The sequence below is a fragment of the Fenollaria sporofastidiosus genome, from assembly GCF_943169635.2.
GTDB classification, from domain to species: Bacteria; Bacillota; Clostridia; order Tissierellales; family Peptoniphilaceae; genus Fenollaria; species Fenollaria sporofastidiosus.
In genome coordinates, this window is the sequence record NZ_OW968186.1 from 1431924 (window position 1) to 1454830 (window position 22907).

The window sequence follows — 22907 nt, forward strand, 5'->3', positions numbered from 1 at the left end:
CTATATATTTCTTTTTTAGAATAATCCTACTATCTCTCCTGATGGTAATATATCAATGTTGTCTGCTGCTGGTACCTTTGGTAAGCCTGGCATTGTCATTATGCTACCTGTTAATGCTATCAAGAAGCCAGCGCCATTTGATACTTTAACTTCTCTAACTACTATGTGGAAGCCTTCAGGTCTTGCAAGTAAGTCTGGGTTATCAGATAATGAATATTGTGTCTTAGCAACGCAGATTGGCATCTTGTCTAAGCCTAATTTTTCTAAGCTCTTGATGTTCTTCATTGCTGGTACAGTAAATTCTACTCCGTCAGCTCCATATATTTCCTTAGCGATGATTTCTAGTTTTTCTTTGATTGATAGGTTTACATCATATAAAGGTTTGAAGTCAGCTTTGTCTTCGTCGCATACTTTGATTACTTTTTCTGCTAGATCTAATGCTCCGTCTCCACCTTTTGCGAATACTTCTGTAAGTGAGCATTCAACACCCATCTTAGCAAGTCTATCTTCTATGAATTTAATTTCATTTTCAGTATCGCTTGGGAATCTATTTATAGAAACTATAGCTGGTAGTCCAAATTTCTTAATGTTTTCTATGTGTTTTTCAAGATTTGCAAAGCCTTTTTCAAGTGCTACTAAATCTTCTTTATCGTAATTTTCTTTTGTAGCTCCACCGTGATGTTTTAAAGCTCTAATTGTTGCAACTATAACTGCTGCTGATGGCTTTAATCCGCCAAATCTGCACTTGATATCTAAGAACTTTTCAGCTCCTAGGTCTGCGCCGAAGCCTGCTTCTGTTACTGTGTAATCAGCAAGTTTCATACCAAGCTTAGTTGCCATAATTGAGTTACATCCATGAGCAATGTTAGCAAATGGTCCACCGTGGATTAATGCTGGAGTGTTTTCAAGAGTTTGTACAAGGTTTGGCATGATAGCGTCTTTCATTAACAATGTTACTGCGCCTTGTGCCTTTATATCCTTAACATAAACTGGTGATCCGTCACGTCTATATGCTATGATTACTCTTGATACTCTTTCCTTGAAGTTTTCAAGACTTGTTGATAGACATAGTATAGCCATGATTTCTGAAGCTACTGTTATGTCGAAACCATCTTCTCTAGGATAGCCGTTAGGTTTTCCACCTAAGCCAACTATAATGTTTCTTAAAGCTCTATCGTTTAAGTCAACGCATCTCTTCCAAACAACTCTTCTTATATCTATGCCTTGTTCATTGCCTTGATGAATGTGGTTGTCTAACATAGCTGAGATTAAGTTGTTAGCTGATGTTATTGCGTGAAAGTCTCCTGTGAAGTGTAGGTTTATATCAGCCATAGGAACTACTTGTGCATATCCACCGCCTGCTGCTCCGCCTTTAACGCCAAATGATGGTCCTAATGATGGTTCTCTTAGAGCTGAGATAGCTTTTTTACCTAATTTGTTTAAAGCCATTGATAAACCGATGTTAACAGTTGTCTTTCCTTCACCTGCTGGTGTTGGGTTGATAGCTGTAACTAAGATAAGTTTACCATCTTTTTTGTCTTTTAGTTTGTCAAAAACTCTTAGGTCAACCTTAGCTTTGTAGTGACCATATTGTATTAGGTCCTCATCTTCAATATTTAAGTGTGCTGCGATTTCTGTAATGTCTTTCATTTTTGCTTCTTGAGCAATTTGTACGTCTGTTTTCATTTGTACCTCCTTTTATAACATGAAAATATATTTTATACTCTACAGTATTATATACCACATTTATCGATTTAATAAACTAATTTATACTATAAATATATCTTAATACAAATAATATTGAAAGTATCCACATAAGTGGAGAAACTTCTTTATATCTACCTGCAATTGTCTTTAATATTGTATAGCTAATCATACCGAAGAAGATACCTTCAGCAATGCTGTATGCAAATGGCATCATAGCAATTGTTAAAAATGCTGGTATTGCTTCTGTATAATCTCTAAAGTTGATGTCCATGATAGGTTCCATCATAAACATACCAACTGTAATTAGTGCTGGTGCTGTTGCTGCTGCTGGTACTAGTGTAAATATTGGTGCGATAAATAATGCTAGTAAGAACATAACTGCTGTTGTTAGTGATGTTAAACCAGTTCTTCCGCCTTCAGCTACACCTGCTGATGATTCAACAAATGTTGTTACTGTTGAAGTACCTAGCATTGATCCAACTACTGTACCTACTGAGTCAGCGAAGAAAGCTTGACTTACTCTAGGTAGCTTACCATCTTTATCAAGCATATTTGATTTTGATGCAACGCCCGCAAGTGTGCCTACAGTATCAAACATGTCTACGAATAAGAATGTTAGTACTGCCATAAACATTTGAGTTGTAAATACTTGTGAAAAATCAAATTTAAATGCTATTGGTTCAACTGATGGTGGTAGTGAGAATATTTTAAATCCTTCTGGGATTTGTGTTATACCCATAGGGATTCCAATGATTGTTGTTAAAATAATTCCTAATAATAGTGCGCCTTTAACTTTTCTAATTACTAGTACAAATGTAATTAGTAAACCGATAAGTGCTAGTAGTGCTGTGCCTTCTGTAATGTTTCCTAAGCCGACGATTGTTCCTTCAGGATGAACTATTATTCCTGATCCTGATAGACCGATTAAAGAGATGAATAAACCTATACCTACTGAAACTGCTTTTTTTAGTGTCAATGGTATAGCGTCAAAAATTACTTCTCTTCCTTTGAACAATGATAGAGCGATAAATATAATACCTTCTATCAATACTGCTGTTAACGCAAACTCCCAAGAAAGTCCTTGTCCTAGTACTACTGAGTAAGCAAAGTATGCGTTTAAGCCCATACCTGGTGCTAAGGCAAATGGATATTTAGCGTATAATGCCATAATTAATGTTGCAATAGCTGCTGATAGAGCTGTTGCTGTGAAAATTGCGTTTTGATCCATGCCTGTTGAACCTAAGATAATTGGGTTTACTACTAAAATGTATGCCATAGTCATAAATGTAGTAATGCCGGCAACTATTTCGGTTCTTGTGTTAGTTCCGTTTTTCTTTAATTCAAAAAACTTCTCCATTTTCTACCTCCTAATGTCTAAAATGTCTCATATGAGTAAATATCATTGCTATGTTGTGTTCGTTACAGCACTTAATAACGTCTTCATCTGCTACTGATCCGCCTGGTTGTATAATTGCTGTAACGCCTTGTTTAGCTAGTAATTCAACCGAGTCTGTGAATGGGAAGAACGCATCTGATGCAAGCACTGCTCCCTTTGCTTTGTCTCCCGCCATCTTAACTGATCTTTCTACTGTGAAGAATCTATTTACGCTGCCTAGGCCTATACCTACTGTAGCTGAGTCTTTTGCAAGTAGTGTTGCATTTGACTTGCAGTTTTTAACAACCTTCCAGCCAAATTTAAGGTCTTCTATTTCTTTTTCTGTTGGTTTTCTATCTGTAACGCATTCAAAGTCTTCGAAAAATTCTGTATCTCTGTCTTGCAAAATCATTCCTGATAGAACTTTCTTCATATCCTTTGAACCGTACTCGTTGTTTGTAATATTGTCTATTGTTAATATTCTTCTGTTTTTCTTCTTATCTGTTAGTATCTTAAATGCTTCGTCTGTATATGATGGGGCCATAATTACTTCTAAGAATATGTCTCTCATCTCTTCAGCAGTTTCAGCATCTATCTCTCTATTAGATGCAATGATGCCTCCAAATATTGATTGATCATCACAGTCGCGAGCCTTTCTAAATGCTTCAGCTAAAGTGTCTGCAGATGCAACACCGCAAGGGTTAGTGTGCTTAACAGCAACTATAGTAGGTTTTTCTGTAAACATCTTTAGTGTCTCAAGTGCTCCATTAGCATCGTTAATATTGTTAAATGATAATTCCTTGCCATGAAGCTGCTTAGCTGATACTAATGAACCTTCTTCTACCTTTGATTCTTTGTAGAATGCCGCATTTTGATGTGGGTTTTCTCCATATCTAAGTGAGCTTATCTTCTTGTAGCCCTTTGTATAGTACTCTGGGAACTCGATACCTTGCTTTCTATTGAAGTAATCAGCAATTAATGAATCATAATATGCTGTGTAGTTAAAGACTTTACCTGCTAAGTACTCTCTAGTCTTTAGTGATGTCTCTTTATTTTCTTTTAATTCTTTTAATACTAGATCAAAATCGCTTGGATCCATAATAACAGTCACAAACTTATAGTTTTTAGCAGCCGCTCTTATCATCGATGGTCCGCCTATGTCTATCTTTTCGATTATCTCGTCGTGTGTTTTGCTTGGATCGTTAACATATTCTTCAAATGGATATAGATTATTAACGATTATGTCAATATCTGATATGTCCATCTTCTTAATAAATTCTCTGTCTTCTTCAAGATCTCTTCTATATAGAATGCCGCAGTGAATATATGGATTAAGTGTCTTTACTCTACCGTCTAAGCACTCAGGAAAATTTGTTACTTCAGTAACTTCTTCAACCTTTAAACCTGCGTCTATGAGCTTTTTATATGTTCCACCAGTTGAAATTATTCCATAGCCTAAATTTTCAAGTTCTCTCGCAAACTCAACTATGCCTGTTTTGTCATAAACACTAATCAATGCTTTTTTCATCAATTTTGCCCCCTATTATTTTATCTATCGCTTCAATCAAAATTTTATGTTCTATCTCATTTAAAATCTTCTTCTGCAAAGATTCTGCCGTTTCTTCTTCAGTAAGCTTGATCTTCCGCTGTATGATGATTTTACCTGTGTCAGTACCCTCGTCAACGAAGTGCACTGTCGCTCCCGAGTAATCATCGCCTGATTTAATTACGCTCTCGTGAACCTTCATTCCCCAGAAACCATCTCCACAATGCTTTGGTATTAATGAAGGATGTATATTTATAATCCTGCCTCTATACTTTTGTATAAATTCGTGTGATAGAATCTTTAGGTAGCCCGCAAGCACAATTAAATTAGGCTCATATTTATCAAGCACCTCAAGTATAGCGTGATTGAACTCTTCGCTAGAAGCATATTTTTTAATACTAAAGTAGTAGGAGTCAATGCCATTATCCTTAGCTCTTTCTAGTGCATAAGCTGCTTTTCTATCACTTATCAAGCAAACAATCTCAGCGTCAAGCCTTTTTTCTTTAACAGCATCGATTATGGCTTGAAAATTCGTGCCAGAACCAGATGCTAAAACGGCTATTTTAAATTTAGACATATCTTTTCCTTAGTTTCTTTTTCTTCAACGTGACCTAAGATTACGTAGTCTTCACCATGCTTCTTAAGAATTTCTTCAGTCTTAGCTAATTCGCCTTTCGATACAGCAAAGACCATACCTATACCCATGTTGAATGTGCCAAACATCTCTTCTATATGAACGTCAGCCCATGTCATTAAATACTTAAATATTGTAGGTATTTCATAATCTTTAAGATCAATAACAGCTGTGTAGCCGTCTTTAATCATTCTAGGAATGTTTTCGTAGAAGCCGCCTCCTGTTATATGTGAGATTGCCTTAACATTAACATGCTCAATGATATCCATCATTGGATCGTAGTAAATTCTTGTTGGTGTAAGTAAAACATTTAAAAGTGTGTCATCAAGTCCCTCATACTTTTTGTTTACATCAACTTTATCGTTATCAAAGATAATCTTTCTAACTAACGAGAAACCGTTTGAATGAACGCCACTTGACCTTAAACCAATGATTACATCTCCGTCTTCAAGCTTTGAGCCGTCTATAATTTTATCTTCATTTACGACGCCTACAGCAAAGCCTGCTATGTCGTACTCACCTTCTGCGTAAAAACCTGGCATCTCAGCTGTTTCTCCGCCTATAAGCGCAGCATGGCTCATCTTGCATCCTTCGGCAACACCTGAAACTATCTTTGCCATCTTCTCTGGAATAAGTTTAGATGAAGCGATGTAGTCAAGGAAGAAAAGTGGTTCAGCACCTTGACAAATGATGTCATTAACGCACATTGCCACAGCATCTATACCGATAGTATCGTGCTTATCTAAGATAAATGCGAGCTTTAGCTTAGTTCCTACACCATCTGTGCCACTTACTAGTACTGGCTTATCATATTTTTTAAGGTCTATCTTGAATAAACCAGAAAAGTTTCCTATATCGTTTAAAACTCCGTCTCTGTTTGTAGATTTGATAAGGCTCTTTATAAGTTTTACCTCTTCGTAACCTTTAGTCTTATCTACTCCAGCGTCTTTATATGTTAGTCCCATAGCTTTACCTACTTATTAAGTTCTGCATCGATTTTAACGATGTCTTCTCTCATCTTTACTTTATAGTCTTCAAGCTTCTTAGCAAGTTCATCATATTTTATTGCCAAGATTTGTACAGCTAGTATTGCTGCGTTTTCAGCTCCGTTAACGGCAACTGTTGCAACTGGAACGCCCTTTGGCATTTGAACAATTGAAAGAAGTGAATCTAGTCCATCCATTAAAGAGCTCTTTACAGGAACTCCTATAACTGGTAAAGTACTAAGTCCTGCTATGACTCCTCCTAAGTGTGCAGCCTTACCTGCAAACGTTATTATTGCCTCGATACCATTCTTCTTTGCGTTTTTAGCAAAGTCAAATGCTACTTCTGGTGTTCTGTGAGCAGAGATAACTCTTGTCTCATACTCAACTCCAAAATCATCAAGTACCTTTTGTGATTTTTCAACAACCTCTTTATCAGAGATGCTACCCATTACTAATGCAACTTTCATGTAATTACACTCCTTTAATTAAAATATTTTAAATATTCCTCATTTATATAATAATTTAGATCCTCACTTCTTATGAAGCATGATCCAATATTGGAACTTCCAACCTTGTCCTTGTAGTAATACAAAATTATGGAATTATCTACAATGTAAAATCCAGTAATATTGTTTCTAATCTTGTTCTTTTCTTCAATATTTTTTGCAAAATTATATAAAATCTTTTCTCTAACATCTTGATCTTTTTTAATCAAATCTTCGTATTTAATCTCTTCTGCACTATTATAATTAAATGTTTTTGTATAAAATTCATTTTCAATCTTATTGTCAGCATATACTTTATTGATATAGAAGCAAAGTGAAACAAGCTTATCATCTGATCTTGCTATGTCATATGTGAAGTATAACTTCTCTAGGTTATCATCATTTTTTGCCTTTTCTATGTTAGTATCAACAAAATATTTTATTTTAGCATTTATATTGTTTCTATACGCTCTTTTAACATCTTCATTGCTAAAGAATACAGGATATGCCACCGAACACTTACCATCGTTAATAATACCTGTTTTGATACCATCTATCGCATTTCTGATATATATAGTGTCAGAAACGATGAATGTATCATAATCAAGTAGATAGTATAACACATCTATAGGCAAATATAATTTTGATTTTACCAAAATTGCTTCGTTGCTAAGTTCAATACGGTCTCTGTTGTATCCGCTATAAATTTTAGAAGCAAGTTTAACTTTTATCTTCTTAATGCCTTTTTTGAAATAGCAAGTCTTATCTTCATTGTTCCAGTATATGTCGTATCTAAGCTTTGTAAATACCTCTCTTGCAGGTATGTATATAGCCTTTTTATCACCTTCAACGCGCTCTAATACTTTCTCTTCAAGGTCAGAATTAACAAGTCCAGCTAATTTATTTATATTTGAGTCATTTATTTTTAACTTATCATTATTCTTTGCATAAGAAGTAAAGCTCATTAAAAATATAAGAGCAGATAACAGGATTAATAAAAGCTTTTTCATCATACCACCTCTAAATAATTATACCACAAACAAGAAGCTATATTCAAGTAGTACTTTAACAAATGTAAAAATCCCTGCACATAAAAGTACAGGGACTAAGATCTATTGTATTAATTTTTTTAATTCATCGAGACTTAGAGATAAGCTTTCTTTATTAGCAAGGTCTCTTACTGATAAAACTTTTTTCTCAAGCTCTTCTTGGCCTATGAAGATAATGTAGTCAAAGTCATTAGTCTCAGCAAAGTCGAATATCTTCTTCATCTTCATCTTTGAATATAATACCTCTGAGTGAACGTTCAAAGCGTGAAGTTCATTTAAGATGTCTATCGAATAAGCCATGTCTATATCAAGTGGCGCTATCAAGACTGATTTTTTATCTTTTTCAAACTTTGGAAGTATATTCTTCTCGCTTAATTGGAAGAATAATCTTGTTAAACCGATGGATATACCTACTCCAGGTAAATTTCTCTTTGAGTAGAACTGTGTAAGGTTTTCATAGCTACCACCGCCAGCAACACTTCCTAGCTCTTTATAATCATCAAGAGTAGTTTCAATAACAGTTGATGTGTAGTAGTCAAGACCTCTTTGTAATTTTAATGTGAACTTATAATTGTTTTCACCAACCTTAAATAGTTTGATATTGCTTAGTACTTCCTTCATCTCAGAAAGGCCTTTTAAGAAGATTTCGTTATCAATATTAAGTCCTTCTAAGTACTTGATAGTTTCGTCATTTGTACCTTCAAACTCTATTAGTGCTAAAATCTTTTTTACAGCATCAGAATTAATGCCTTGATCTAAAAGTAGTTCTTCAAGACTCTCTCTACCAATCTTGTCATACTTATCCAAAGCGCGCACAGCCGCAACCGTATCCTCAACTCCAAGGCTTCTTAGGAAACCATTCATTATGTTTCTATTATTAATCATAATAGTAAACTTATCAAAGCCAAACTTCTTGAATATTATGCTTATAATCTTAACAAGCTCTGCATCGTAAAACTTTGAAAGTGTATCATCACCTATGATGTCTACGTCGCATTGGTAGAACTCTCTGTATCTACCCTTTTGATTTCTCTCTCCTCTATATACCTTGTCGATTTGATACCTCTTAAATGGAAATTTAAGTTCATGCTCATGCATGCTAACATATCTAGCAAGTGGTACAGTTAAGTCGAAACGTAAAGATGTCTCAGTCGAAGTGTTTTCAATATTGTAAATTTGCTTTTCAGTTTCACCGCCACCTTTAGCAAGCAGTATCTCCCTCTTCTCCATGCTTGGAGTGTCTATAGGTAAAAAAGAGAATAATTCATAAGTCTCTCTAATTATGTCCTTCATCTTATTAAAAATCAATTGCTCTTGTGGTAAAAGTTCCATAGTACCTGGCAATATTGATGGTTTTACTATCATACTAAACCTCCATTATCATCATAGTTCCTACATCAAATATATCACATTCCGTTAAAGAAATCAATTCTTTATTGATTGCTCGCGCAAATTCTTCGAGGTGAAGTCTATTTATCTCATCCTTAATGACTCCCGTTAGAAATATCTTATCAAGCGCATATCCACTTGCTCCACCTATGAAGCCATAGCTATAGTCCTTGATACTTACAAGACCTTTGTCTAATAATAGCGTTTTATATCCAAGTGAGGATATAATTTTTTCTAGGTATATGTCATCAGTCACATAATACTTGTCATCTATATCAATAACAGAGCACTTTACATAACCTTGCGAAGAGTTAATAATCTGGTCATTTTCAAAGCGAGACAATAAAGCCTCAGCACAAAAATCTTTTTTGCAAATTAAGTAATCTCCCACACGAAGCGCGTTGAACTTCACATCGTATGGGTACTTATCGAGTGAATCCTCGCCTGCATTAATTAGATTTACCTTTGTACCTTTAAATATGTCCTTATAATACTCATAAGACTCGCGGCTTGCAATTAAAGTCTCTTCATTATACTTAAAGAGCGACATATCAGGATGCGTCTTAACCACACCTTTCAATATCTTGCTCTCGTAAGATGGATAAGCTCTTATATCGTATTTTATAAGCTTTGGACTTAGAACTTTGTAGTAAGCCTTGTCAACTATAGCTATCATATACATCACCTAAGATGATTATAACACAAAAAGCATTTTACACGCAAAAAAAGAGCCAGATATTAAATCTAGCTCTTTAATCAAAATCCTATTTTAAAACGTTTCTCTTTATAGTAACAGATTTGCTTACTGCATCCCAGAAGATGTCCTTGCCATCTACAAGGCCTAAAGCCCTTGCAACGTTTGCAATTGGAAGCATAGTTCTGTTATTCTTAATTATAGGTTTAACATCACTTACAAATGTATTTCCGTTTACAATTATATTGTTTGTATCAACAGGTATTTGTACGATATTTTCCTTGTCTACAAGATAAACAGTCCTTGTATTTTCATCCCATGTTACCATAAATCCTAAAGCTTCAGCAACAAAACGTATTGGAAGCATAGTTCTTGATTGATAGATGAATGGAGCGATGTCCATCCTAACTTGGCTTACAACACCATTTACTGACTTCTGCATTAGATTGTTATTTATAAATAGTATTGCTTCAAGCTTGTCATAAACTTTAGCTTCTTCAATTTTTTCTTCTACTGGTTTAGTTTCTTTTTCAGTATCATTTTGTTTTGTTTCGTTTCTATTAGGTCTATATGGTCTGTATGGTCTGTATGGTCTTTCTTCTTCTCTATGCTCTGGCCAATATGGTCTGTTAGGTGTTGGTGTAGGTGTAGGTGTAGGTGGAAGTACTTTAGCATCATTTTTTGCCTTAGCTTCTTCTACTACTTTATCAACTCCTGGTTGATCAACTTGTTCATCTACTTTGTCTTTAAATTCTTTCTTCTCTTGGTTTGTTAAGTTAGAAAGTTTATCTATTTCTTCTTTTGCTTTTTCTTTGTATTTTGTTAAATCATCTTTTTTATTTACTGTTAAGGCATTTGTATCTGCTGTTAAATTGCCTTTTGTTAATGTAACTTTCTTACCATTGTGATTAGCTACTGTTAATGCTGTATCATTTGCTGGTTCCGCAGTGATTCCATTATCTACAAAGTCTGCAAATGCTACGTACTTTGTTAAGCCTTGATTATCTGTTAACGTTACAACTAGTCCTGCTAGTGTTAGGTTATCACCTTCTTTGTAGATTAGTTTTGTTGGCTGTGTTTTTACTACCATAGTTTCTACATGAGCTGGATCAAATACTTTTTTTGCTTTCTTAAAGACTGCTTTTGCTGTTGCGTTACCTTCTCCTATGATTAATGTGGTTTTTAAAGCATTTATATCTGATACAATTGCTCCTTCTACTTCCCATTTGTCAAATTCATAGTCTGGTTTTGGAACTGCTTTTAGGTTTACTTTTGTTCCTTTTGGTCCTTTGGATGGATCAGCTGTTGCTGTTCCGTTTCCATCATCGGTTACTGTTACCGTATATTCTACTATTGGGATGATTTTTTCTTCCCATTTTGCTTTTAAGGTCTTGTTTTCTTTTACTTCTGTTTCGAAGTTATATTCTTCTGTGCCTAGGAACCAACCTTTGAATATATAGGTCTTGCCGCTTGCGCTATCCAGGATTTCTGTTGTGTCTTTTCAAATCCGTTGGTGCTTTTGCTTTTCCGTTTTCTTTTACTTTTGGTCTTCTGGTTTTGTGCCGTAGGTTGTTTCAAAGCTTACTTTGTATTCGACTGTTGGGATGATTTTTTCTTCCCATTTTGCTTTTAAGGTCTTGTTTTCTTTTACTTCTGTTTCGAAGTTATATTCTTCTGTGCCTAGGAACCAACCTTTGAATATATAGGTCTTGCCGCTTGCGCTATCCAGGATTTCTGTTGTGTCTTTTTCAAATCCCGTTGGTGCTTTTGCTTTTCCGTTTTCTTTTACTTTTTGGTCTTCTGGTTTTGTGCCGTAGGTTGTTTCAAAGCTTACTTTGTATTCGACTGTTGGGATGATTTTTTCTTCCCATTTTGCTTTTAAGGTCTTGTTTTCTTTTACTTCTGTTTCGAAGTTATATTCTTCTGTGCCTAGGAACCAACCTTTGAATATATAGGTCTTGCCGCTTGCGCTATCCAGGATTTCTGTTGTGTCTTTTCAAAATCCGTTGGTGCTTTTGCTTTTCCGTTTTCTTTTACTTTTTGGTCTTCTGGTTTTGTGCCGTAGGTTGTTTCAAAGCTTACTGTGTATTCTGCTATTGGGATGATTTTTTCTTCCCATTTCGCTTTTAGGATCTTGTTTCCTTTTACTTCTGTTTCGAAGTTATATTCTTCTGTGCCTAGGAACCAACCTTTGAATATATAGGTCTTGCCGTTTGCGCTATCCAGGATTTCTGTTGTGTCTTTTTCAAATCCCGTTGGTGCTTTTGCTTTTCCGTTTTCTTTTACTTTTTGGTCTTCTGGTTTTGTGCCGTAGGTTGTTTCAAAGCTTACTTTGTATTCGACTGTTGGGATGATTTTTTCTTCCCATTTTGCTTTTAAGGTCTTGTTTTCTTTTACTTCTGTTTCGAAGTTATATTCTTCTGTGCCTAGGAACCAACCTTTGAATATATAGGTCTTGCCGCTTGCGCTATCCAGGATTTCTGTTGTGTCTTTTTCAAATCCCGTTGGTGCTTTTGCTTTTTCATTTTCTTTTATTTTTTGGTCTTCTGGTTTTGTTCCATAGGTTGTTTCAAAGCTTACTGTGTATTCTGCTATTGGGATGATTTTTTCTTCCCATTTCGCTTTTAGGATCTTGTTTCCTTTTACTTCTGTTTCGAAGTTATATTCTTCTGTGCCTAGGAACCAACCTTTGAATATATAGGTCTTGCCGCTTGCGCTATCCAGGATTTCTGTTGTGTCTTTTTCAAATCCTTGCGGTTCTTTTGCTTTTTCGCCTTCTTTTATTTTTTGATCTGCCGGTTTTGTTCCATAGGTTGTTTCAAAGCTTACTGTGTATTCGACTGTTGGGATGATTTTTTCTTCCCATTTTGCTTTTAAGGTCTTGTTTTCTTTTACTTCTGTTTCGAAGTTATATTCTTCTGTGCCTAGGAACCAACCTTTGAATATATAGGTCTTGCCGCTTGCGCTATCCAGGATTTCTGTTGTGTCTTTTTCAAATCCCGTTGGTGCTTTTGCTTTTTCATTTTCTTTTATTTTTTGGTCTTCTGGTTTTGTGCCGTAGGTTGTTTCAAAGCTTACTTTGTATTCGACTGTTGGGATGATTTTTTCTTCCCATTTTGCTTTTAAGGTCTTGTTTTCTTTTACTTCTGTTTCGAAGTTATATTCTTCTGTGCCTAGGAACCAACCTTTGAATATATAGGTCTTGCCGCTTGCGCTATCCAGGATTTCTGTTGTGTCTTTTTCAAATCCCGTTGGTGCTTTTGCTTTTTCATTTTCTTTTATTTTTTGGTCTTCTGGTTTTGTTCCATAGGTTGTTTCAAAGCTTACTGTGTATTCTGCTATTGGGATGATTTTTTCTTCCCATTTCGCTTTTAGGATCTTGTTTCCTTTTACTTCTGTTTCGAAGTTATATTCTTCTGTGCCTAGGAACCAACCTTTGAATATATAGGTCTTGCCGCTTGCGCTATCCAGGATTTCTGTTGTGTCTTTTTCAAATCCTTGCGGTTCTTTTGCTTTTTCGCCTTCTTTTATTTTTTGATCTGCCGGTTTTGTTCCATAGGTTGTTTCAAAGCTTACTTTGTATTCTTTTGGTGGTATTTTTTTGAAAATTGCCTTCGCTGTTACATTTCCTTCTCCTATGGTTAGGGTTGTTTCAAGAGATTTTGGATCTTGTGCTGTTGCTCCTTCTACTTCCCATTTGTCAAATTCATAGCCCGGGTTTGGATCTGCTTTTATGGTTACCTTTGTTCTCTTTGGCCCCTTGGAAGGATTTGCTGTTGCTGTGCCATTTCCATCGTTATTTACAGTTACCGTGTATTCTTTAGGTTTAACTGTCACAGTTCCTAGGAAAATTTTGTAGAAATCATCAATTTTTTGGAAAAAATGTTCTGTATTTTTATCATTGTACATATATGAAGATGCGGGCACTTTTTCAACTGTAGGAAAACTTCTATATGAAAGTCCCATAGTCTTGGAATCTGTCTCGATCTTTAAGGCAAATTTGCCGCTAGTTATTGTATAAGGCTGTATTACTTCTAATGTTTGATATCCTTTTTCTGTAAAAGTGCCGCTAGCCAATTCTACCCATTTGTCACTGTTTATATCTTTTAGTGTATCCCCTTTTGTTCCATCAGCAAATGTGGTCTTTTCTTCTTTTAGTAGTTCTGGGTCTTCGGTTATATAGATTTTATATGGAGCAGACCCTTCTGACTTATTATAGTAGGTTACATACTTGATAGTTTCAGGTTCAGTTGTACCTCTTTCATAAACATTTATGGCCTTGTTTAGCTTTCCTTTTATATCGAATTTTTGATTAAAAGTAGTACCTGCAAGTTTGCAAGGATTATATACATTTTTAAGACTTGCTCTTTCATCTGGATCCATGGGTCTAACTTCTCGTGGGGTAATGATTTTAGTAAAACTTGGAACTATATCTCCATTGCCTAAAAATGATTCATAGGAAATCCAATGATACCCTCTAGCATCGTCATAGCGATCATATGGCGGAGCGGGCACTGAATTTTTAACTAAAAAGGCTCCTTTTGCTGTTTCTCCTAATTTATTTTTAATTTCCTTATCGTCATCCCATCCTATTAATGCAACCGCATGATTATACTTCAGATAATTTGAATTTTTAAAATTTCTCACATAGTGATAACGAACTCCATTTTTCTTAACAGACCATTTATCAATCCATCTACCTCCAAGAACATCTTTGCTATACCCATCTTCCGCTATTAAATAGGTACCTTGTACCGATCCATTTTCATATATACATCTCTTTAGATTTTCAAGTGTTAAGTCCAATTCCAAGGTCCTTGTAACTAAAAAATCTAGTTTCTTATTAAAAGCATCACCCATTATCTTAAAGGTATCTCTTTCACCTTCAGGAAGTGAGATTGCTCTTGATGGGTCAAAATCTTTTTGTTTTCTGTCTTTTGGATCATCTTCATTGATTGAGTATGCTGTGAGATTTTTTTCTAGTACGGGTCCTGAAAGCCTAGCGCAGTAAGCTAGCGCATCTTCATCAAGCCCACCCGATTGAAGATTTGTTTGATCATCAACATTATATGCCATATGACCTTCTGATAAATCATAGTCTTCTCCATATTTAATTTTTAATAGTGATTCTACTACTGCTAAATAAGCATGAGCCCAACAAGTTCCTGTGTAAAACTGATCTTTTCGTGGAGTTATGACATTTATGCCAAAGTGATTTAATTTTATATCACCACTTCTAGAATCATATTTTTTGAATCTAGAGAATTCACTTGATGATCTAGTTCTAATATTTCTTGTTTTTTCTTGAGGAAAGATATACTTTGGCGGTATGTAGCCATAAGTAAATTCCTCTTTGTGATTTAGATAATACTCGTACTGAGGATTAGGTATGGGACCCTCTATTTCCTTAGCTCTTATAGGTGCAGTTTTCATTGTGCTTCTATTAACTGTCGATGTATTTTCATTTACATTTACGGCTGCAGAAACAGGCAATATAAGCGTGTGTACAAGAACCATTAAAGAAAGTAGTATTACCCAAAACTTTCTTAGCAGTTTCTCTCTAGGAATATACATTTTATTATCACTCCTTTATCAATCATTAGTATAGTCAAACATAATTTTATTTGGCTGTATAATATCTATTGAGGATTTAACTCCCCAATAGATATTATACAGCCTTTATAAAACTAAAAAAGGACACCTGGGTGTCCTTTTTTAGAGATGATCTATTGGATCCCCTTTTTATAGTTGATCTATTTTTCGATCATTCTTATAATAGTAACTTGCTTTGTAGCTGCATCCCATAAGATGTCCTTGCCATCTACAAGGCCTAAAGCCCTTGCAACGTTTGCAATTGGAAGCATAGTTCTGTTATTCTTAATTATAGGTTTAACATCACTTACAAATGTATTTCCGTTTACAATTATATTGTTTGTATCAACAGGTATTTGTACGATATTTTTCTTGTCTACAAGATAAACAGTCCTTGTATTTGCATCCCATGTTACCATAAATCCTAAAGATTCAGCAACGAAGCGTATTGGAAGCATAGTTCTTGATTGATAGATGAATGGAGCGATGTCCATCCTAACTTGGCTTACAACACCATTTACTGACTTCTGCATTAGATTGTTATTTATAAATAGTATTGCTTCAAGCTTGTCATAAACTTTAGCTTCTTCAATTTTTTCTTCTTCATTATCATCTCTATCATATCTGTCGTCTCTTTCATTATATTTTCTACGAGGTCTACGTCTTTCGTATGGGTATGGGTAGCTTGGTGTGTATATCTCTTCAAATCTAGCATAAATAACCATATCTCTTTCGATAATTGTTGGATTGCCATATAGATAAGGTGACCATCCAGCAAACTCATATCCATAGTAAGGTATAGCTGCTGGTGCAAAACTTGCTAAATCTGCAAATGTTTTGCCTGCTCCCATTGGTACATAAACAGTATTTGCTTTTGCTACAGTACCTTTGTTTTCATTTTCTGATTCAAATGTTACTACATAGTATTTGCTTGGATCTGCTGGCTTTCCTCCACCTGGTTGTGTTGGATCTACTGGTCCTACTACTGGTGGATTTTGTGGTGTTGGTGCACCTGCTTGTTTGAAGTATGCTTTTACTGTCATATCTCTAGCGATTGTTGTGTTTGCATCTAAAGCTGGTTCCCATTTTTCAAATTCATAGCCTTGTACTGCTGTTGTCTTTGGTGCTGTTACGTCGGCTAATGTCTTTGTTTCTGTCTTTAATACATATACTGTATTTTTAGCATCTACTGTTCCCTTTGTTGTATCTGCTGATTCAAATGTTACTACATAGTATTTGCTTGGATCTGCTGGCTTTCCTCCACCTGGTTGTGTTGGATCTACTGGTCCTACTACTGGTGGATTTTGTGGTGTTGGTGCACCTGCTTGTTTGAAGTATGCTTTTACTGTCATATCTCTAGCGATTGTTGTGTTTGCATCTAAAGCTGGTTCCCATTTTTCAAATTCATAGCCTTGTACTGCTGTTGTCTTTGGTGCTGTTACGTCGGCTAATGTCTTTGTTTCTGTCTTTAATACATATACTGTATTTTTAGCATCTACTGTTCCCTTTGTTGTATCTGCTGATTCAAATGTTACTACATAGTATTTGCTTGGATCTGCTGGCTTTCCTCCACCTGGTTGTGTTGGATCTACTGGTCCTACTACTGGTGGATTTTGTGGTGTTGGTGCACCTGCTTGTTTGAAGTATGCTTTTACTGTCATATCTCTAGCGATTGTTGTGTTTGCATCTAAAGCTGGTTCCCATTTTTCAAATTCATAGCCTTGTACTGCTGTTGTCTTTGGTGCTGTTACGTCGGCTAATGTCTTTGTTTCTGTCTTTAATACATATACTGTATTTTTAGCATCTACTGTTCCCTTTGTTGTATCTGCTGATTCAAATGTTACTACATAGTATTTGCTTGGATCTGCTGGCTTTCCTCCACCTGGTTGTGTTGGATCTACTGGTCCTACTACTGGTGGATTTTGTGGTGTTGGTGCACCTGCTTGTTTGAAGTATGCTTTTACTGTCATATCTCTAGCGATTGTTGTGTTTGCATCTAAAGCTGGTTCCCATTTTTCAAATTCATAGCCTTGTACTGCTGTTGTCTTTGGTGCTGTTACGTCGGCTAATGTCTTTGTTTCTGTCTTTAATACATATACTGTATTTTTAGCATCTACTGTTCCCTTTGTTGTATCTGCTGATTCAAATGTTACTACATAGTATTTGCTTGGATCTGCTGGCTTTCCTCCACCTGGTTGTGTTGGATCTACTGGTCCTACTACTGGTGGATTTTGTGGTGTTGGTGCACCTGCTTGTTTGAAGTATGCTTTTACTGTCATATCTCTAGCGATTGTTGTGTTTGCATCTAAAGCTGGTTCCCATTTTTCAAATTCATAGCCTTGTACTGCTGTTGTCTTTGGTGCTGTTACGTCGGCTAATGTCTTTGTTTCTGTCTTTAATACATATACTGTATTTTTAGCATCTACTGTTCCCTTTGTTGTATCTGCTGATTCAAATGTTACTACATAGTATTTGCTTGGATCTGCTGGCTTTCCTCCACCTGGTTGTGTTGGATCTACTGGTCCTACTACTGGTGGATTTTGTGGTGTTGGTGCACCTGCTTGTTTGAAGTATGCTTTTACTGTCATATCTCTAGCGATTGTTGTGTTTGCATCTAAAGCTGGTTCCCATTTTTCAAATTCATAGCCTTGTACTGCTGTTGTCTTTGGTGCTGTTACGTCGGCTAATGTCTTTGTTTCTGTCTTTAATACATATACTGTATTTTTAGCATCTACTGTTCCCTTTGTTGTATCTGCTGATTCAAATGTTACTACATAGTATTTGCTTGGATCTGCTGGCTTTCCTCCACCTGGTTGTGTTGGATCTACTGGTCCTACTACTGGTGGATTTTGTGGTGTTGGTGCACCTGCTTGTTTGAAGTATGCTTTTACTGTCATATCTCTAGCGATTGTTGTGTTTGCATCTAAAGCTGGTTCCCATTTTTCAAATTCATAGCCTTGTACTGCTGTTGTCTTTGGTGCTGTTACGTCGGCTAATGTCTTTGTTTCTGTCTTTAATACATATACTGTATTTTTAGCATCTACTGTTCCCTTTGTTGTATCTGCTGATTCAAATGTTACTACATAGTATTTGCTTGGATCTGCTGGCTTTCCTCCACCTGGTTGTGTTGGATCTACTGGTCCTACTACTGGTGGATTTTGTGGTGTTGGTGCACCTGCTTGTTTGAAGTATGCTTTTACTGTCATATCTCTAGCGATTGTTGTGTTTGCATCTAAAGCTGGTTCCCATTTTTCAAATTCATAGCCTTGTACTGCTGTTGTCTTTGGTGCTGTTACGTCGGCTAATGTCTTTGTTTCTGTCTTTAATACATATACTGTATTTTTAGCATCTACTGTTCCCTTTGTTGTATCTGCTGATTCAAATGTTACTACATAGTATTTGCTTGGATCTGCTGGCTTTCCTCCACCTGGTTGTGTTGGATCTACTGGTCCTACTACTGGTGGATTTTGTGGTGTTGGTGCACCTGCTTGTTTGAAGTATGCTTTTACTGTCATATCTCTAGCGATTGTTGTGTTTGCATCTAAAGCTGGTTCCCATTTTTCAAATTCATAGCCTTGTACTGCTGTTGTCTTTGGTGCTGTTACGTCGGCTAATGTCTTTGTTTCTGTCTTTAATACATATACTGTATTTTTAGCATCTACTGTTCCCTTTGTTGTATCTGCTGATTCAAATGTTACTACATAGTATTTGCTTGGATCTGCTGGCTTTCCTCCACCTGGTTGTGTTGGATCTACTGGTCCTACTACTGGTGGATTTTGTGGTGTTGGTGCACCTGCTTGTTTGAAGTATGCTTTTACTGTCATATCTCTAGCGATTGTTGTGTTTGCATCTAAAGCTGGTTCCCATTTTTCAAATTCATAGCCTTGTACTGCTGTTGTCTTTGGTGCTGTTACGTCGGCTAATGTCTTTGTTTCTGTCTTTAATACATATACTGTATTTTTAGCATCTACTGTTCCCTTTGTTGTATCTGCTGATTCAAATGTTACTACATAGTATTTGCTTGGATCTGCTGGCTTTCCTCCACCTGGTTGTGTTGGATCTACTGGTCCTACTACTGGTGGATTTTGTGGTGTTGGTGCACCTGCTTGTTTGAAGTATGCTTTTACTGTCATATCTCTAGCGATTGTTGTGTTTGCATCTAAAGCTGGTTCCCATTTTTCAAATTCATAGCCTTGTACTGCTGTTGTCTTTGGTGCTGTTACGTCGGCTAATGTCTTTGTTTCTGTCTTTAATACATATACTGTATTTTTAGCATCTACTGTTCCCTTTGTTGTATCTGCTGATTCAAATGTTACTACATAGTATTTGCTTGGATCTGCTGGCTTTCCTCCACCTGGTTGTGTTGGATCTACTGGTCCTACTACTGGTGGATTTTGTGGTGTTGGTGCACCTGCTTGTTTGAAGTATGCTTTTACTGTCATATCTCTAGCGATTGTTGTGTTTGCATCTAAAGCTGGTTCCCATTTTTCAAATTCATAGCCTTGTACTGCTGTTGTCTTTGGTGCTGTTACGTCGGCTAATGTCTTTGTTTCTGTCTTTAATACATATACTGTATTTTTAGCATCTACTGTTCCCTTTGTTGTATCTGCTGATTCAAATGTTACTACATAGTATTTGCTTGGATCTGCTGGCTTTCCTCCACCTGGTTGTGTTGGATCTACTGGTCCTACTACTGGTGCTACATCTTTGTAGATTGCTATGAATGTTTCTGTTGCTACGTTTCCTGTTGCTGGTACTTCTGGATTCCATTTGTTAAATTCTTGTGTTGTGTCTGTTGGAACTGCTACTATTGCCGCAATCTTTTCTTTTAGTTCTGCGTCTTTGTATGTTGTTCCATCTAGTACATCTATTGCTTTTACTTGAACTTTTCCAATCTTACCAGCTGATGTTGCGTCGAATTTTAGTCTCACATAGCCTGCTGGTACTTGACTGTCTGGATCGGTTACTTCGCTGAATTTTGGTTTTCTTTTATATGTTGCTGTAAATGTTTGTGTTGTTACTTTTCCACTTTGAGGTACTTCTGGAAGCCAACTCAAAAATGCCTTAGTGGGATCATTGGCTATTGGTTTAATCGCTAATATTCGCATCCTTAATGCTGGTGATCCGAAATCCGCGGTACTAGGTACATTTAAGACCACCTTTTGCTCGCCGTTGATGGTTCCTTCGCCTGCATCAAATGTTAGATTTATCTTGTAGACTGCTGTAAATGTTTTTGTTGTTACGTTTCCTGATGTTGGTACTGTTTCGCTCCATTTGTCAAATTCTTGTTTTGTATCTTGGTTTATTGCTTTTTCTGGAATTTCATCTTTTACAGCTTTGTTATCCCATGCTGTTCCTGTTAATACGTCTATAACTTTGTATCTGTGTGTTCCGTCTACTGTATTTCCTTCGCCTGCGTCAAATTTTACTCTTGTATATCCGTTTGGAACTGCTGCGTTAGGATCTGTTCCTGCTTTCACTAGTTCTTTTGCTTTATATGTTGCTGTAAATGTCTTTGCTTCTACTGTACCTGCTGTTGGTACTGTTTCGCTCCATTTGTCAAATTCTTGTTTTGTATCTTGGTTTATTGCTTTTTCTGGAATTTCATCTTTTACAGCTTTGTTATCCCATGCTGTTTCTGCTAGTACGTCTATAACTTTGTATCTGTGTGTTCCGTCTACTGTATTGCCTTCGCCTGCATCAAAGATTACTCTTTCAATATTTCCTAATGCAGGGATTTCCGGATCATTTCCGATAGTTACCTTTTCATCTACAAATTTTACATATAATTTTACTGGAATTGTCCATCTTTTATTAAAGGAGTATTTATAAGAACATTTGTAATATCCTTCGTCTTCATATTCTTCAGTTATATTAAAATAATCATACTCAATTTTTAGACCGTTTAGATCTTTTGCTCTGCCCACGTCAAATTTTCCTGGTAACACGCTATATTTGAATTTCTTTGTTTTTTTATCAACAGCAATATAATACGGATTCACTTCACTAAACTGTATCCCTCCGATAAAAGGTACTGCTGTTTCATTTGGTGAGTTTAAAGTCGTCATATTGTTGCCTTTTACTATTACATTTTTAAGATTTGTATTAGTGTCTAAATCTATGGTTGATAATTTATTATCGGCACAGGCTATTTCTTCTAGAGCAGAAGCGCCTGTTACATTAAGATTTGTTAAGTTATTTCTCCTACAACCTAATTTTTTTAAGTTTGTTTTATTGCTTACATCTAATGATCTTAGTTGGTTATCACTGCACTCGAGATTTGTAAGGGCAGTGTTTTGGCTTACATCTAATGATGTTAGTTGGTTACCCCTGCAATCGAGATTTGTAAGGGCGCTGTTATTGCTTACGCCTAATGATGTTAGTCGGTTATTATAGCAGCTAAGTGTCGTAAGCGCTTTGTTTTGGCTTACATCTAATGTTCCTAGTGGGTTACTTCCGCAAGAGAGATTTGTAAGAGCATAGTTTTGGCTTACATCTAATGAACTTAGTTGGTTATCATAGCAGGTAAGTTTCGCAAGGACTTTGTTTTGGCTTACATCTAATGATGTTAGTTGGTTACCCCTGCAATCGAGATCTGTAAGGGCGCTGTTATTGCTTACGCCTAATGATGTTAGTCGGTTATTATAGCAGCTAAGTGTCGTAAGCGCTTTGTTTTGGCTTACATCTAATGAACTTAGTTGGTTTCTTGAACATTTAAGACTTGTAAGGGCCATATTTTTACTTACCTTTAATGAGCTTAGTTCGTTCAGTTCGCAAATAAGTGTCTTAAGATAGATGTTTTGGCTTAAATCTAATGATGTTATTTGATTGTTTGAGCAATCAAGTATTTCAAGGTCTTTAAAACATGCAATCCCTTCAAGGCTTGTAATTTTTCCTTTACTACTTGTAGACTTTAGATAAATATTTGTTACACCACTTGTTTCCCATTTCTCTAAAATGCCATTGTTATTCTTATCATATTGTTTTACAAATCCCTTAAATATTTTATCAGGAAAGTTTGTACCATTAATTTTAACATCCCCCGCCCCAGCATGTACTATGCCGCTTCCAAATGGAAGGTTGGTGAAAAAGATGATAAAGGCTAGAATTAAGCCTAAAATCCTCGTTTTTTTGATTTTCATTAATTTCATATCCTTTCTATATATATTTTTTACTATCCTTATATATATTTATAAAGTATCGCTATGTGCGTCTTGATAAACAATCCTCCTTCGTGACAAAATTCACATACGACTAAGCTTTTTTAAAATATATACTTAAACATTATAATTAAAGTCTAATAATATACTCTAATAAAATGATATATTGCTTCTATTAAATTATAGAATACTTTTGTCTAATTGTCAAGGATTTTTATTTAAAAAATTTCTCTTCTAATGCAGTTATATGCTCATTTATAACAATACATATCAAAAAAAAAAAAAAGACA

The 22907-nt window shown here is 35.8% G+C and carries 13 protein-coding genes and 1 pseudogene; all 14 read right to left on the minus strand.

The genetic code is table 11. The features are described from left to right. Positions 1 to 15 precede the first annotated feature (15 nt). The 14 genes and pseudogenes from KO172_RS07120 to KO172_RS07175 all read right to left on the minus strand — a co-directional run bounded on the left by KO172_RS07120 (position 16) and on the right by KO172_RS07175 (position 22599). Entirely contained in the window at positions 16 to 1686 is a 1671-nt protein-coding gene (locus KO172_RS07120; protein WP_215492847.1) for a formate--tetrahydrofolate ligase, read from the minus strand. A gap of 76 nt (positions 1687 to 1762) precedes the next feature. Then, the gene (locus tag KO172_RS07125) at positions 1763 to 3064 is read right to left on the minus strand and encodes an NCS2 family permease (RefSeq protein ID WP_215492849.1); all 1302 of its coding nucleotides are present in this window, start codon (positions 3062 to 3064) and stop codon (positions 1763 to 1765) included. A gap of 10 nt (positions 3065 to 3074) precedes the next feature. Further along, complete coding sequence (gene purH, locus KO172_RS07130; protein WP_215492851.1) at positions 3075 to 4610, minus strand: bifunctional phosphoribosylaminoimidazolecarboxamide formyltransferase/IMP cyclohydrolase; 1536 nt, start codon at positions 4608 to 4610, stop codon at positions 3075 to 3077. Continuing rightward, positions 4591 to 5205, minus strand: coding sequence for a phosphoribosylglycinamide formyltransferase (gene purN, locus KO172_RS07135; protein ID WP_215492853.1), 615 nt, complete (start codon positions 5203 to 5205; stop codon positions 4591 to 4593). The genes purH and purN overlap by 20 nt, the downstream gene beginning before the upstream one ends. Continuing rightward, a complete protein-coding gene (gene purM / locus KO172_RS07140) occupies positions 5187 to 6227 on the minus strand; it encodes a phosphoribosylformylglycinamidine cyclo-ligase (protein ID WP_215492855.1) in 1041 nt (346 codons plus the stop codon). The genes purN and purM overlap by 19 nt, the downstream gene beginning before the upstream one ends. A gap of 8 nt (positions 6228 to 6235) precedes the next feature. Then, a complete protein-coding gene (purE, locus tag KO172_RS07145) occupies positions 6236 to 6715 on the minus strand; it encodes a 5-(carboxyamino)imidazole ribonucleotide mutase (protein WP_215492857.1) in 480 nt (159 codons plus the stop codon). A gap of 14 nt (positions 6716 to 6729) precedes the next feature. Beyond that, positions 6730 to 7746 carry a stalk domain-containing protein gene (locus KO172_RS07150; protein ID WP_309557688.1) on the minus strand — a complete coding sequence of 339 codons (1017 nt, stop codon included), beginning with the start codon at positions 7744 to 7746 and terminating at the stop codon, positions 6730 to 6732. Between the two features lie 99 nt (positions 7747 to 7845). Next, on the minus strand, positions 7846 to 9147 hold the full coding sequence (gene hisS, locus KO172_RS07155) for a histidine--tRNA ligase (protein WP_215492862.1): 1302 nt from the start codon (positions 9145 to 9147) through the stop codon (positions 7846 to 7848). Position 9148: 1 nt separating this feature from the next. Then, complete coding sequence (locus KO172_RS07160; RefSeq protein WP_215492863.1) at positions 9149 to 9847, minus strand: DUF6873 family GME fold protein; 699 nt, start codon at positions 9845 to 9847, stop codon at positions 9149 to 9151. Positions 9848 to 9935: 88 nt separating this feature from the next. Continuing rightward, the gene (locus KO172_RS07165; RefSeq protein WP_215492870.1) at positions 9936 to 10955 is read right to left on the minus strand and encodes a stalk domain-containing protein; all 1020 of its coding nucleotides are present in this window, start codon (positions 10953 to 10955) and stop codon (positions 9936 to 9938) included. A gap of 93 nt (positions 10956 to 11048) precedes the next feature. Next, positions 11049 to 11351, minus strand: a pseudogene (locus KO172_RS08270) (InlB B-repeat-containing protein); the annotation flags it as partial. A gap of 51 nt (positions 11352 to 11402) precedes the next feature. After that, a complete protein-coding gene (locus KO172_RS08275) occupies positions 11403 to 11846 on the minus strand; it encodes an InlB B-repeat-containing protein (protein ID WP_215493507.1) in 444 nt (147 codons plus the stop codon). Continuing rightward, positions 11795 to 15439, minus strand: coding sequence for an InlB B-repeat-containing protein (locus KO172_RS07170; protein ID WP_215492872.1), 3645 nt, complete (start codon positions 15437 to 15439; stop codon positions 11795 to 11797). Before KO172_RS07170 ends, KO172_RS08275 begins: the two co-directional genes overlap by 52 nt. 179 nt (positions 15440 to 15618) lie before the next feature. Continuing rightward, entirely contained in the window at positions 15619 to 22599 is a 6981-nt protein-coding gene (locus tag KO172_RS07175; protein ID WP_215492874.1) for a stalk domain-containing protein, read from the minus strand. Positions 22600 to 22907 lie beyond the last annotated feature (308 nt).